Below are 12,671 nucleotides of genomic sequence, written 5' to 3'. Positions count from 1 at the left end.
CCATTGATATTAGCTCAGCAATTGAAATAGCGAGGTGGGGATACGCAGTTGATCAGGAAGCCTGTAGTGGCGAGAGCTGCCCGACCTGCGGAAGCTGGAGTACTGAACATCTTTGCCGACGTGGTGATAGTAGATGCTGATCAGTTTCAACGTATCGGGCGGTAGCGCGGGCGAGAGTAGCTTTGCCAATTCATTTGGAGCATCCGATCTGCTGATCAAGTGCAGGACCACGATGGCTGAGTACGTGGATTTTCCGATTTGAAGGTCGGGCTTTTCTTGTGCAAGTCGCAGCAGGTAGGTTGCTAGCCATTCGGATGATTTTTTTTCTAGGTCTACGACCTTTAAAAAAAGCTCGACCAGGAAGCTGGCAGGCCGCGAAGATAGTGATGTGGCGATGGCAAGCTCGTTAGGGAGAAGGTGGGCTTTTTCCTCGATTAGAGAAAGCGAAGGAAGTCTCACTATATAGTCTGCGGCCAAGTATTCCTGAATGGACTTATGGGCAAATTCAAAATGACCGTGGCCGCTTTCCAGTATTAGGCCGCTATGAGATTCCAGCTCTCCTACGACCTGAACGCCTTGAGCCTCGGGAAGGCCATGATCTTTGTGTATGTCAATGTACGCTTTTCTTAATGATTCATGGGAAAAACGAAGTTGGTGTAGGTCGGCTGTCAGGTAGTACGCCAAATGGGCCAGGACTTCGAATTTTCGGTCGGTATCAAAATTAGCGTATGCTGAGGGGCGCTTTATTTGCCGTTGAGAGTCCCAGTCCTCTAGTAGCAATTGAACCACGCGGCGATATACGCTTTTCGGCTTTTCGGGAATGTCTTGAATTCGCTCATATATTGCGCAAAGGTGGGCGACGGTCAGCGGCCGCATCGCTGCATCGGCAAACGGGCTGGAAAAGACTTTTTTAAGAAAATCCGATGCCTTTTCCTTGGATTGAATCCACCGTTCGGCAAAAACCTGTATTTGCTCCCGCTTAAGGGGGGCGATTTCGTATTTCGGTAGTTCGGCAAATTTGTAGCGAAAATCACTGCTTCTTGAGGTGATGAGGATTTTGCTGTTTTTTAAGTTTTCTAGCAGATAGGCAATTTCTCTCTCAACATTTGCCTTCAGTGATTCGCTTGGTAGTTCATCGAAGCCGTCGAGCAAGATTGCAGCATTCAAATCATCAATATACCGAATCAACGTTCTTTGTTTGACATCTTGAAGAAAACCTTCCTCAAGCTTCGTTTCGTCGTCGCCAATAAATTCTGTGTGCAGAGCTAAGATTCTGCATATTTCAGCGGTAAGAGGGGCGCGCTCTGAGCTGTCTGCCAATGTTCTAAGTTTGATGAGTAGCGGGAAATTGTTGTTAACAAAAATCTTTCCGTTCGAAAATCCGTCCGCGCATATTTTTTGCAGAGATGTAGTTTTCCCGGCGCCAGCTGTTCCCAAGATGACGCAATGTGATGATGAGTCCTTTATCGCTTGAAGCAGCGGCTTTAGATGGCTTTTTTCGATCTCGCTGGCCTGAGTGTTCAGGGGCATCAAGTACGTATCTAATTCCACGTAGACCTGGGCTACGGTTTTTACCCCTTGGAGATCGCTAAACTTCAAGACTTTTGACCATTTCTGAACTTCTTGAACGTGCTCTTGAAGGGCGTTTAGCACAAGTGGCAGGGGTTCTTTGAATTTTGCGGAAATAGGTTTTGGCTTCGAGTTTTTGCGGTCTTTTTCTCGAGTTTGCTCATATTTTATTAGCTGCTCTTTATTTTTTCGCTTTACGGCGTCGGAAAGAATGGAGCCCGCCCCCTTAATTGCGGTGTCGAATATTTTTTGGACCACAAATTCAAGCATGTTTGGAAGGTCACCTGTTAAGGAAGATTTGAAGCTCCCGCCCAATCTTCGGTGGATGTTTTGCCAGGCCTATATCCGAGCTTGGGCTGGTTTATGGTTGCATATTCTTACAGAACAAAAGCGCTGGGAGCGGTCACCCTGACCTTTAGCAGCTCCCGGCATTCATTCGCTCTATGCGGGGGGATCGAGGCGGCACGTCGCATCCACAAAGCTGCGTAGATCCGAGACTCGCCAGCGAGTCAGGCCTGCAACCTTCGCCGGCTGTGGCAGCTTCTTCTCCCTTACCTTGTTCCAGAAGGTGGAGCGCCCCATCGACAGCATTTCCGCAGCTTCGACGGCAGGGATCAAAAGTTTTTCGTTCATATTGTCTCTAGGATGCTAGTGATGAGATTCCGGGCAACTGGCGGGCATACGGCGTTGCCGAGCATGTGCATTGCGGCCTTGTGCAGCCGCGGGAGCTTGTAGTTTGTAGGGAACCCCATGGCGGCCCGTGCTTCATCCGCCCGCAAGCTGAGGCTACAACTGCCAGGAGGTGGCACGCCGTCAGCCATTCTCAGCGAGGGTGAGCAGCGCGGAATAGCGATCGCGTCCTTCCTGGCAGAGGTGAAGCTTGGAAAGGGGCGCGGCGGCGTCGTCTTCGACGATCCGGTCTCGTCCCTCGACCATCGCCACCGTTGGCATGTCGCCGCACGCTTGGTAGAGGAGTCCAAAACGCGACAGGTGATCATCTTTACGCATGACATCTACTTCTTATGCATCATCCAGCAGCAAGCCGATTTGGCGCATGCGACTGCGTCCACCCAATGCATCGGGCGTGGACCTGCCGGCTTCGGAGTCCAAGCCGATCGTTTGCCCTTTGACACCCTGAGCACGTCGAAGCGAGTCAAGGCGCTTCGGGGCATGCGTGATCATCTGGCAAAGGTGCACAAGGAAGGGGATGCGGCTGAGGCGATGCGGCTCACGCGCGAGGCCTACTCGCATTTGCGCATGGCATGGGAGCGAGGCGTAGAAGAAGTACTCCTGCAAAGCACGGTGACGCGGTTTGATGAAGGTGTCTCGACTCTGCGCCTTAAGGGAGTCGTCGTGGAGGATGGAGACGTGGACGCGATTAACGCTGGCATGACCAAGAGTTCGAAATTTTCAGGCCATGACCCTGCGATGGCGGCTCAGATTCCCACCCCTCATCCAGACGAACTGCTGGAGGACATCAACAAGCTCGAAGCCTGGCGAGCGTCTGTTGTGGCTCGTGCTGACATCGTCCAAGCGAGGCGGAAGTAGAAGGCACCATTGGCCAGATTCAGGCCCATGGCTCATCCGTCGACTATGAGGAAGACATGCAATCCTCCCCGCCTTCTCACGCATCAAATAGCTGTGGAGAGCCTATGCATTTCCTCCCTGTATTGCTTTTGATGGCGGCCATCACGATTGCCGGCTGCAGCACCAGCGGAGAGAAACCCTCGGTGCCCAGGCAATTGATCCTTCTTCGTGGAGGGGATGTCCTAATGCCTGGCGACCAAGGCGGTGCAGGCGGCGGGTTCGACCGGCCAGGCTTCGGGCTAGATAGGAATCCAGATAAAACTGCCCCAAATACAAGCAACCAGGCGCCGACGAATACCGCGGCTAGTGGCCCAGGATTACCTCCTGGAACCCATACCGAGATGGTGGATGGAAAATATCTTGTGGTGCCCGATGGTTTTCACATCGAGAGGCGAAGCGACGGTATCAACATTGTCCCTGATGCCACACCATCCACGATCCCCAGAGCAAATCCTGCCCCACCCACGCAGGCTCCGCCGCCGATAGCGCGAACAGGGCAGCAGGGTTCACCAAAAAGCAGTTCACCCTCACCCTCACCGAACTCAACTGGATCGAGAAGCGGCCCGTCGCGGCCGCCGAACATTGGCCGCCCTGAGCGGCCGGACGGCCAGTCTGGCGGCACTGCCGAAGCGCCTTCGTCAACTCCTCCGTCACTGCCGTCGAAGTCTACAAACCCTAGCCTGCCATCGCAGCCGCAATCGACAACCTCGCCCAGTGGCATGACAAATTTATTGACGGTAGAAAACTTGGAATTGTCGGCTACAACCCGTGCGAATCTGGTTCAAATCGCGAACATAGTAGGTCAACCCTTAACTGTGTCGAGTGGAAAACGCTCGGCGCAAAAGCAAGCCAAGGCCATGTTCGATAAGTTCATCCTCGGCGACAAACCAAGCCTATACCGAAATCAAACCGCTTACCTTCAGATTCGACGGGAATTTGAAAAGCCTGATAGTGGGCGTTCGCGAGAGCAAATAGAAAATGCAATGGCCGTCATTATCGAGCGGCAAATGAGCGAGGGAATATATATATCCCAACATCTTACCGATACAGCGGCTGACGTGAGCCTCAGGGGACTGTCGGAATCAACGGTTCGCAAAATAGTCGAGCTTGCGAAAAAGCTGGGGGGCAGCGCGATAGTTGAAAAAAAGCCACCTCACATACATCTTCAGTTTGGCGCGTCGGGGCGTGATACTTCAAAACGGAAACCGTGAATCATGCGCCAGTCCATGTCATCTAAGCTGAATGCAGGCGCGAAGGCGCAATCAAGTAGGAGCTAATACGATGAGAGCAGCCTTTGTTTTGGGGGTCGTATTGTTCGCAGTGGGGAGCGCTTTTGCGGACGGCGATGGTGTTTCACGGAAAGTAACACGGAGCGTGCAGCAAGGGACGATGGTTTGCTCTCCGACCAGTGTTCGCTCAAATCAATCGTTCACTGTTCATCTTCCTGAAAATTATGGGCCAGATGTTGCAATTGTCGACCCGGTCGGACGGTATTTTTTTCTTTCCTTCCGTCCATCTGCTTCTGCGCCTAAGCACATACCGCCGATTACTGAGCAAGCTCTAAGGTCGCAGAAAACGCTGGTGATCAACGCGAATAGTGCCAAAGGCATCGAACTCGCTGTAGGCTCCAGTGGCGCTTGGAAGAAGATATTCGGAAAGAGCGGTGTGTATCGCGTGCTGATTAGTCAGACATTGGAAACAGAAGCCCCAGTATTGGATGGGTGGTGCGAAGTGCTGTTTGAAAAGTAGTGAGTTCGAGGGCGGGAACGTGTCATCGAGCGGGCTGCGCGGCTAGATGTCCGATCACGCTGCTAAGGGTCAACGTTAGAAGTCTTCACTTACGCCTTCTTGTCCCTCTACCCCCGCAGCTTGCTCGGTCTCAAGCGTGAGTTGGCTGACGTAGCCCGCCTGGTCGATCGTGTGCCGCACGCTACCGACGATCCATGGCGTCTCGTCGATCTTCCTCTTGTAGCCGGCCACGCGCGCAGGCCGCTGCGGTGTGATGTCCGCGCGCCCGTAGGCGAGGGTGATCTCGAAATCGAAGATCCCGCGCTGAATGCGCAGCCACTCGGCACGTGCCGCGGCCAGGGCGTCGGCCTCGCTGGCGAAGGTCGTGCGCAGTTCCTTCGCGCGCCCGCTCAGGCCGGCGATGGCGCTTTTGCGGCGGCCGGTCTTGATGTTGTTCCACCATGCCTTCACGCCGCTGTACGCGTCGCGGTCTGCGCGGCTCCAGCGGTAGCTATCGCCGTCTTGCCGCGTGATGACTACAGGCGGCAGCACCTTGCCGCTGGGCGTGCGCGCGGCGCGCGCCTGGCTGAACAGGAGCTTGCCGTTCTTCACGGTGCACAGGCAGTCGTAGGTCTGCGCAAGCCGGCGAAGAAAGGACGCATCCGATTCGCCGAGCTGGTCCGCATGCTTGACCGTGCGCGAGGCGATTTCCTTGGCGACGACGGCCTCGATGCGGTTGCGCCTGGCCACGCTGTTGACGATGGCGCCGACGGTGGTCTTGTGCCATGACTCGTCGCGCAGGGTGCGCAGGCTGTCGAGCAGGTTGGCGGCGCGTGCGCGGATGGTGATCTCGTCCGGCGTGCCGGCGTACTCCACCGCCTGCACGGTGTATGCGCCTTTCTCGACCAGGCCGACGGGGAAGCCCATCTCTTCGGTGGTGAGCTGGCGATAGGGCGCGGCGTTGGGCTCGGCGAGCCAGCCGATGACCACCTCGACGGTGTCGCCCGTGTCGGGCAGCTCTACGGCGCCATCGTGGTCGCTCACGACGAGCTCAACCTCATCGGCATCGTTCTGCCGGTCATCGGTGATGGTGAGGCGAACGAAGCGCGGCAGGATGCGATCGGACACGTTGGCGCCGTTGACGGTGATGCGCCAGATGGGCGTGAGGTGCGCCGCGGCGCGGCGGGTGTCGCGTCTGCAGCTGTTGGCGCTGACGTTGACGGTCGGCAGCGTGGCGGTGATGGCGTCTACGTCGGACATGGTCTGTTCAAACCACGCTGGCGCCAACGCCCAGCGAGAGACCCATGTTGTCCGCCGCATCCTGCAGCAGGGCACCCAGGTCGCCCATGCTGTCGGCGATGAGCCGCTCGGCGGTTTCCTGGGCGTCCTGGTCGACGCGCTGCAGCGTGAGGGTGAACTCGATGCGGCGCGCTTCGCCGGTCTCGAAAAAAAGGGTTCGGGTTTCCTGTAGCTCGGTGATGACGAAGGCGCCGTAGATGGTGCCGGTGCCTTCCACCAGCACCCATGCGGCGCCCTGGTCGGCCATGAGGCGCAGCACCGAGAGGCTGGCCGCGGTGCCCGCGAATTCGGGCACGACGAGGCCATTGAGCGTGATGATGTCGTCGCCCGGCCCGAGGTACTGCGAGGCGTTGCGCGCGCCCACGAGCGGCTGCGAGGCGTGCTTCCAGCTGCTGCGCCGCTGCAGTTCCTGGTAGCTCAGTGTGTCGAGCGTGAAGACGAAGAGGCCGAGGCAGAGCATGGCGGGTGTCAGTTGTCGTAGTCGATGAAGGCGCCGCGGGCGCGGGCGCGGGCGCGCTTGTCGGCGTCGCGCTTGTCCAGCTCGGCGCGAATGGCGCGCGCCAGGTGCGCGGCATCGGCGCCGGGCGCTGCGGTGATGTGGATGGTGATGGTGTCGCCCTGCACGACGATGCCGCCGGCGGCGCGGCCGGCCGGCGCGGCTGCGAGCGGCGCGCGGGTGTCGAAGTTGCCGGGGGCGCGTGGGAACTCTGCCGCCATGCCGGGCATGGCCACGGCCGTGGCGCCGGCCAGGCCCAGCGCCGCGGCGCGCAGCAGCGGCCGGGTGCGGTCGATGCCGATGGCGGCGCCTTCGACGATGTTCTCGCCGGCCTGCATGAACACGCGCGAGGGGCTGCGAATGCCGAGCTTTTCCTTGGACCAGCCGACGGTGGAGTCGGCCGCGCCGCTGATGGCGTTCTGCACGGCGCCGAGACCGCTGGTGATGCCATTGACCAGGCCCTGCATCATCTGCGCGCCGAAGGTCGTGAACTTGGCCGGCAGTTCGATGCCGAACCACTGCATGACGCCCGCGAAGGCCCGATAGAACAGGCCGGGGGGGCGACCAGTTGGCGTCGTACTGGTCGGTGCCGCCCACGCGGAGCACTATGCCGGGCACGTCGATCTCGAGAAGCTCCTGGGCGTTGACGGTGAGCTTGTAGTAGCTGGCGGCAATGGCGAACTCGTGTTCGTTGTCATCGCCGGCCCTGGCCTCGTTGGGGTGCAGGCGCTGCAACGGGAGCCGTCACGCACTCTTTCCCGACGCGCCGCCAGACCCAGAGACTTATCAGGCCTTCGTGCTCCTCATGCGCAAGGCCGGGCTGTGGCCCGTTGAGCGTCCATGAAAAAGCCGCCTCGAGGGCGGCTTGCAGAGGTAGTGATCGACTATGCCGCGTCGGAGTTGTTCAAGTTCTCGAAAAATGCACTCAAAACTGCCGCTGGGAGCTCTGTTTGGCGCAGGTCCCGGTTACTTTCGTGCGTATCGATTGTCCCGAGGAGAGCCGCCCATCCTTGAAGAACCAGAATGAGCCGCTGAGCCTATTTATTCGCACGGAGGTCTCATTTGCGCCTCGGTTGTTGGGGTTCTTGACCTTGTTGCTCAGTTCCCAGACATCGCCACTGCTCGTGTTGCTCGGCGTTATGACGAAGCCACTCTTTGTTTTGAGGTCGCGCCCGGACAAGAAGTGGTTCATGCTGGGGCCGGCGAGATCGATGTCTAACCATTCCCTCTCAGTCACCACCACTTCGACTGTTTCTGATATTGGATGCTCGTCACCGTCAATGATGGATGTGCCATTGACAGAACAGCTTAGCTGGATGGGTGATGCGGTGGCCGCAACCGAGCCGAGCGTTGTGCAAAGAGTTAAGAGCGCAATGGCTCCTGCATGTAAAGGGCTCATCATGAGAAGTGCGACGGTTGTGTGGGATGCGGCCTGTCGATTTGTTTGGCCGCCGGCCAAGTATCAATGACTCTCCTGGTCAGATCGCCCTAACTTCGAAGTACGCCTCTTGGGTGTCACCGAGATCCCGGTAGCCTGCAGTCCTGGCCGTGTCATAGGCTTTGACCCAGCGCGTTGCCAAGATGACTCCTTCTTTAGTCAGGTCGGCTTCGCTCGCCTCAGTCACCGACACGTAAGCGCGCTGCGCACCTCCCATATTGATGTGAGCAGTAGTCGCATCTTTCGCACCAGCTGCTGACAAATGTGAACTGGCACACATCCGCGAACCGAAAGCGAATGCCAAGAGCTACTGCAATCCGTAGTATTCATTTTGTTTCAAAGACGTACTACGGAGCTTGCACGTGATGACCCGCATACCCTCGTTCTTCCGAACGTACGAGCCGCTCGATGCGGTTCGTGGGCATGCCGCACGAGCGCGTGGCCCCGTCACATCGAAGGCCGCGACCATGAAGCCCGACTCCTAGTTTTCTCGTTGCAGTGACGCGCATCGCGGCGATCCGTGGAGATCCGCCGCGAACCGTGCGACTGCCTCCAGCGCCCCGACAACTGCTTGCCGATGACCCTTGCGAGGGCTCGTGCATGGCGGCTTGCGCTCGTGCGCTGGCTTCCGGATTTCGACTTTTTTGTCTCGCGCCGCGGCGCGAGATGGAGAACCGTTGCCGCAACACGAGCGGCCGGTCCTCCCTTACTGGGTTCGAGATGATTTTTCGATCGAGGATGCAATGGCTGCTATCTCAGCACTGACCGCCTGGCCCTCAGGCGCGCACCGGCCCGCCGCGCGGGCCCCGCGTGCTTCGACGGGGGTGTGCCTGCACGACTCGCGCGCCGAGCCCGCCACGGGCGCCGCGAGCGTCGCGAGCGTCGCGCAAGCCTTCGCCGCGCCCGTGGGCCGCGCGGCGGCGCGCAGGGCCTGCGCCTTCGTGTTCGTCGCGAACCTTCCGCTCCTCGCGGAAGCATACGGACAGGATTTCGCGTCGGCCGCGAGCCTGGAGATCCAGCGTCGGCTCTGCGCCAACTTCGTCGTGTCCCCGTCGTCCGACATGGCCAGGCTGCGGGACGATTGCTTTCTGCTCTGGCGCAACGAAGCCTTCGAGTGTGGGGTCTTCGAAGGCCGTGCGCCGGGCGAGTTTCCCCGCACGATGCGGCGCGCGAGCCGCTCCATCGAGGCCTTGCTCGCGGTGCTGGGCGCCGAGCCCGTGCGTGCCGGCGGCATCGCCGCGCTGGTGCAGCTGCACGCGGACTGGATCGACGTATGCCCGCCCGGCCAGCTCGGTTCCTCCGAGATCGAACTGGCGCTGTGGACCGCCCAGCCCTTTCCCGAGGCGCACGAGACCCGCGCCGACGGCTGGCGCCAGCTCTACAGGGCCGACATGGACGTGGCCGTGCGCCTGAGCGAGGCCATGCGTGCCGAGGAGCTGTCGTTCTCGTGGCGGGCGGTCGTGCAGCCGGGCAGCGCCGCGACAGTGCTCTATCGCGAAGGCCGCGCGCGCATCGCGTCGGGCCAGGGCGAAGCGGGCCTGCTCGAGCCCGACGTGTTCATGCCCTGCCTGCAGCGGCTGGGCCTCACGCGCGCGTTCGACCGCACGGTCATGCGGCATGCCGTCGCCGCATTGCGGATGCAGCCTTCCGCGCACGTCGGCGTGAGCATCTCGGCGCAGGGCGTGCGGGTCGACCACTGGTGGGCCTCGCTGCTCGCGGTGCTCGACAAGGAGCCCGCGCTGGCTTCGCGGCTGGTGATCGAGATCGTCGACAGCGCAGCGCTGCCTGACTTCGAGGCCGCGCGCGACTTCTGCGTGCAGCTTCAGCTGCGCGGCTGCCGCATCGCCATCCGCGGCTTCGGCAGCGGCGCCGACAACCTCGCGGCCGTCCGGGCCTGCAGGCCGGACATCGTCAAGCTCGATGCAGCTCTGCTGCGCCGCGCACGCGGGAGCGCATTCGGCCGCGAGAGCCTGCGCGACATGCTGTCGCTGTGCGCGCATCTCGCGCCGCACGTGGTCGTCGACGGTATCGAGCGCGACGACGACCTGCACATCGCGTCGCAGGCCGGCGCGCAGTGGATGCAGGGCTTCGGCGTGCGAGGTGCGGAGAGGCACGCGCGCGTCAGCTCTCCCGTTGGCGGCAGCGCCTGTGGCCGCACGGAGGCGGACTGACCATGAGCCCGCTGACCACCGACATCCAGCTGCGCCTCGCGCGCCTGAGCACCGACCTTCTCCTGCTGCAGCGCGCAGTGCAGGAGCTGATGCACGAGTGCGCCCCGCAGCCTCCCGGCATGAGCGAGGGCGACCTGATCGCCGCCGCCCAGTACCGCGCGCTGGAGGCCGCGCTGCACGCACCCGACAGACCGGCCAGGCCAGCCGCCGAGGAAGGCGCCGAGCTGCTCGCGTGGCCCGGCTTCACCGAGCCGGCGCCCATGCGAAGGGCGGCGATGCGCGCGTGACCGCGTCGCGCATCGGGCCCGAACTTCTCCCATTTCGTTTCGTAGGACTTTCATGCTTATCCAGATCACCCGGGTTTCCAGGACCACGCGCGCCACGCTGTTCGGCCTGCTCGCCGCCACCGGCGCATGCGCGCTGGCCAACAACGTCGGAGAGAACGCCGCGTGGCAGTTCCAGACCTCCGCCGACAAGGCCAACCAGGCAGCGGTGCAGGACATGATCCAGCGCAAGAAGGCCGGCTCCTACGGCGCGGCCAACTACACCACCAACAACTACGTCGGCCGCCAGTACAACTGCGACGTCACCTCGACCGCGCAGGGCAACCAGGGCACCAACAGCACCACGGCCAACTCGCCCGGCACCAGCGGCGCGTCAGCCAACTCCACCGGCAACTCGAGCACCGGCATCGGCGGCACGGGCACGGTGAGCACCGGCCAGGCCAACAGCGGCACGGTCGGCTCGGCCGTGATCGGCTCCACCACCAGCAACGTGCAGGGCTGGTCGAGCCAGGCCCTGAATTCCAACCAGACCAACACCGGCAGCCAGAGCGCAAGCATCAGCGGCAGCTCGGCCTGCGCCTTCGGCGCGCTCAACTGACCACTCAACCGACAGAGAAGCAAGGGAATGACCACATTCGAATCGATCCGCGCGCTGCCGCGCGGAAAAGCCGCATCGCGCGCACTGGCCGCGTCCGCCGCCGTCATGAGCCTGGCAGGCTGCGTCGTCGCGCCGCAGCAGCAGATGGCGCCCAAGGAGGCACCGGTGGTGCTCGGCCCGGCCGTGCGCCAGAACGTCACGCCCATGGAGGCGGTGCTCGCCTGCTTCGGCGACCACGTGGCCGCCACCCAGCGCCCGCCATTCGTCATCACCGTGGGCGACGTGAAGGACTACACCGGCAAATACAGCATCAACGAAGGCAACGCCATCACGCAGGGCGGCGCGCTGATGGTGTATTCGGCACTGGGCAAGCTCGGCGGCGCGGTGCAGGTGGCCGAGCGCTTCGACCCGGTCATCGCCGAGCGCGAGCTGGGCTATGCGGACCGCCGCCAGCTCGGCGACGGCCGCACGCACCAGCTCGCCGGTCCGGGCGGCGGGCAGGCCGTGCCGTGGCTGCCGTACTTCGGCGGCACCATCAACAAGTCCGACTACTTCATCGTCGGCGGCATCACCGAGCTCAACTACAACATCAACTCCGGCGGCGCCGAGATCGGCGTGAACCAGGTGGGCGTGAAGGCGCGCACCTTCAGCCAGTCGGTGGGCATCGATCTGCGCATCGTCGACACCAAGACGCTGATGATCGTGAAGACCGTCAGCCTCACGAAGCAGTTCAACGGCTACGAGGTCGGCTTCAACGTCTTCCGCTTCTTCGGCAGCAAGCTCTACGACATCGACGTCGGCGCGAAGGGCCAGGAGCCGGTGCAGATGGGCGTGCGCGCCGCGCTGGAAGAGGGCGTGGTGCGCCTGGTGGCCGCGGTCTCCAAGGTCGACCCCAACCCCTGCCTGGGCATGCGCATGACGGAGGACCTGCGCCTCACGCCCGCCGCGGAGTTGCGTAAGGTGTCCAACCCGCTCGTCGATTCGGCCGGCGCCGTCGTGCTCCAGGGCGAAGCCGTCAACGCGGCCAGCCAGACCGGCGCGAGCCTCACGGGCTCGAGCGTTCAGATCCCCTTCGAGTTCGGCGCGGCCGCGCTCACGGGCGGCACGCTGAATCTCCTCGACCAGATCGCGGCGGCCGCCGCCAAGGCGCCCACCGAGGTCGTGCTGGTCGCGCGCGACACCGAGAACTGGGACGCCGGCAAGCGCGACATGCTGACCGACCAGCGCATCGGCGTGGTCACCACAGCGCTCGCGTCGCGCGGCCTGGCGCCCGGCGGCATCAGCGTCACATGGCGCCCGGACAAGGCGGATACGTCGATTCATCGCGACGGCCCCGGCCTGCAGGAGATCGCAAAGCTCCGTGTCCAGGGTGCGGTGAGGGGTGGACCGGCCCGTCCGGTCCGTGAGGAGAACGCAACCGAAGGGAAGTAACCGGGACACACAAGGCCTTCATCGCAGCAAACAACGGCAATCCGCCGATCCGCAATCCATCCAGTCAGTC

15 protein-coding genes and 1 pseudogene are annotated in these 12,671 nt (G+C 61.6%); 7 read left to right on the top strand and 9 right to left on the bottom strand.

Annotation, left to right across the window (positions count from 1 at the left end; translation table 11 throughout):
* Positions 1-9: 9 nt before the first annotated feature.
* The 3 genes from FHT32_RS03575 to FHT32_RS34930 form a co-directional block, all read right to left on the bottom strand.
* Positions 10-1,839 (bottom strand): NACHT domain-containing NTPase, encoded by a 1,830-nt coding sequence (locus tag FHT32_RS03575; RefSeq protein WP_176663249.1) that lies wholly within the window; start codon positions 1,837-1,839, stop codon positions 10-12.
* Positions 1,840-2,010: 171 nt separating this feature from the next.
* Entirely contained in the window at positions 2,011-2,202 is a 192-nt protein-coding gene (locus FHT32_RS03570) for an AlpA family transcriptional regulator (protein ID WP_176663248.1), read from the bottom strand.
* Positions 2,199-2,321 (bottom strand): DNA cytosine methyltransferase, encoded by a 123-nt coding sequence (locus FHT32_RS34930; RefSeq protein ID WP_256098859.1) that lies wholly within the window; start codon positions 2,319-2,321, stop codon positions 2,199-2,201. The genes FHT32_RS03570 and FHT32_RS34930 overlap by 4 nt, the downstream gene beginning before the upstream one ends.
* Here FHT32_RS34930 and FHT32_RS03560 point away from each other — a divergent pair.
* The 3 genes from FHT32_RS03560 (at position 2,320) to FHT32_RS03550 (ending at position 4,905) form a co-directional block, all read left to right on the top strand.
* On the top strand, positions 2,320-3,117 hold the full coding sequence (locus FHT32_RS03560; RefSeq protein WP_176663246.1) for an AAA family ATPase: 798 nt from the start codon (positions 2,320-2,322) through the stop codon (positions 3,115-3,117). The genes FHT32_RS34930 and FHT32_RS03560 overlap by 2 nt on opposite strands.
* Before the next feature lie 896 nt (positions 3,118-4,013).
* Positions 4,014-4,367, top strand: coding sequence for a hypothetical protein (locus FHT32_RS03555; protein ID WP_176663245.1), 354 nt, complete (start codon positions 4,014-4,016; stop codon positions 4,365-4,367).
* Between the two features lie 70 nt (positions 4,368-4,437).
* Positions 4,438-4,905, top strand: a complete 468-nt coding sequence (locus FHT32_RS03550; protein WP_176663244.1) for a hypothetical protein — start codon at positions 4,438-4,440, stop codon at positions 4,903-4,905.
* Between the two features lie 75 nt (positions 4,906-4,980).
* On the opposite strand, the gene FHT32_RS03545 is transcribed toward FHT32_RS03550, so the two are convergent.
* From FHT32_RS03545 to FHT32_RS03530, 6 genes and pseudogenes are all read right to left on the bottom strand, one after another.
* Complete coding sequence (locus FHT32_RS03545; protein WP_176663243.1) at positions 4,981-6,144, bottom strand: contractile injection system protein, VgrG/Pvc8 family; 1,164 nt, start codon at positions 6,142-6,144, stop codon at positions 4,981-4,983.
* A gap of 7 nt (positions 6,145-6,151) precedes the next feature.
* Positions 6,152-6,643: a phage tail protein gene (locus tag FHT32_RS34925; RefSeq protein ID WP_256098858.1), complete on the bottom strand. Its 492-nt coding sequence runs from the start codon at positions 6,641-6,643 to the stop codon at positions 6,152-6,154.
* An 8-nt stretch (positions 6,644-6,651) separates the two neighbouring features.
* On the bottom strand, positions 6,652-7,203 hold the full coding sequence (locus FHT32_RS34920; RefSeq protein ID WP_256098857.1) for a hypothetical protein: 552 nt from the start codon (positions 7,201-7,203) through the stop codon (positions 6,652-6,654).
* A gap of 61 nt (positions 7,204-7,264) precedes the next feature.
* A pseudogene (locus tag FHT32_RS35355) lies at positions 7,265-7,414 on the bottom strand (phage major tail tube protein); the annotation flags it as partial.
* Positions 7,415-7,604: 190 nt separating this feature from the next.
* Entirely contained in the window at positions 7,605-8,081 is a 477-nt protein-coding gene (locus FHT32_RS03535; RefSeq protein WP_176663241.1) for a hypothetical protein, read from the bottom strand.
* A 76-nt stretch (positions 8,082-8,157) separates the two neighbouring features.
* A complete protein-coding gene (locus FHT32_RS03530; RefSeq protein ID WP_176663240.1) occupies positions 8,158-8,421 on the bottom strand; it encodes a hypothetical protein in 264 nt (87 codons plus the stop codon).
* A gap of 439 nt (positions 8,422-8,860) precedes the next feature.
* Between FHT32_RS03530 and FHT32_RS03525 the strand changes: the two genes are divergently transcribed.
* Genes FHT32_RS03525 through FHT32_RS03510 form a run of 4 tightly spaced genes read left to right on the top strand, consistent with a single transcriptional unit; the run spans position 8,861 to position 12,601 of the window.
* Positions 8,861-10,288, top strand: a complete 1,428-nt coding sequence (locus FHT32_RS03525) for an EAL domain-containing protein (RefSeq protein WP_218088052.1) — start codon at positions 8,861-8,863, stop codon at positions 10,286-10,288.
* Between the two features lie 2 nt (positions 10,289-10,290).
* Positions 10,291-10,575 carry a hypothetical protein gene (locus FHT32_RS03520; protein ID WP_176663239.1) on the top strand — a complete coding sequence of 95 codons (285 nt, stop codon included), beginning with the start codon at positions 10,291-10,293 and terminating at the stop codon, positions 10,573-10,575.
* A 52-nt stretch (positions 10,576-10,627) separates the two neighbouring features.
* Positions 10,628-11,170 (top strand): hypothetical protein, encoded by a 543-nt coding sequence (locus FHT32_RS03515; RefSeq protein WP_256098856.1) that lies wholly within the window; start codon positions 10,628-10,630, stop codon positions 11,168-11,170.
* A 27-nt stretch (positions 11,171-11,197) separates the two neighbouring features.
* Positions 11,198-12,601, top strand: coding sequence for a CsgG/HfaB family protein (locus tag FHT32_RS03510; protein ID WP_176663238.1), 1,404 nt, complete (start codon positions 11,198-11,200; stop codon positions 12,599-12,601).
* The last annotated feature ends 70 nt before the right edge of the window (positions 12,602-12,671 follow it).

Source organism: Variovorax sp. SG517 (assembly GCF_013376045.1).
Taxonomy (GTDB): Bacteria; Pseudomonadota; Gammaproteobacteria; order Burkholderiales; family Burkholderiaceae_C; genus Variovorax.
The sequence above is the reverse complement of the archived record's forward strand: the minus strand, read 5'-3'. Positions and strand labels throughout refer to the sequence as shown.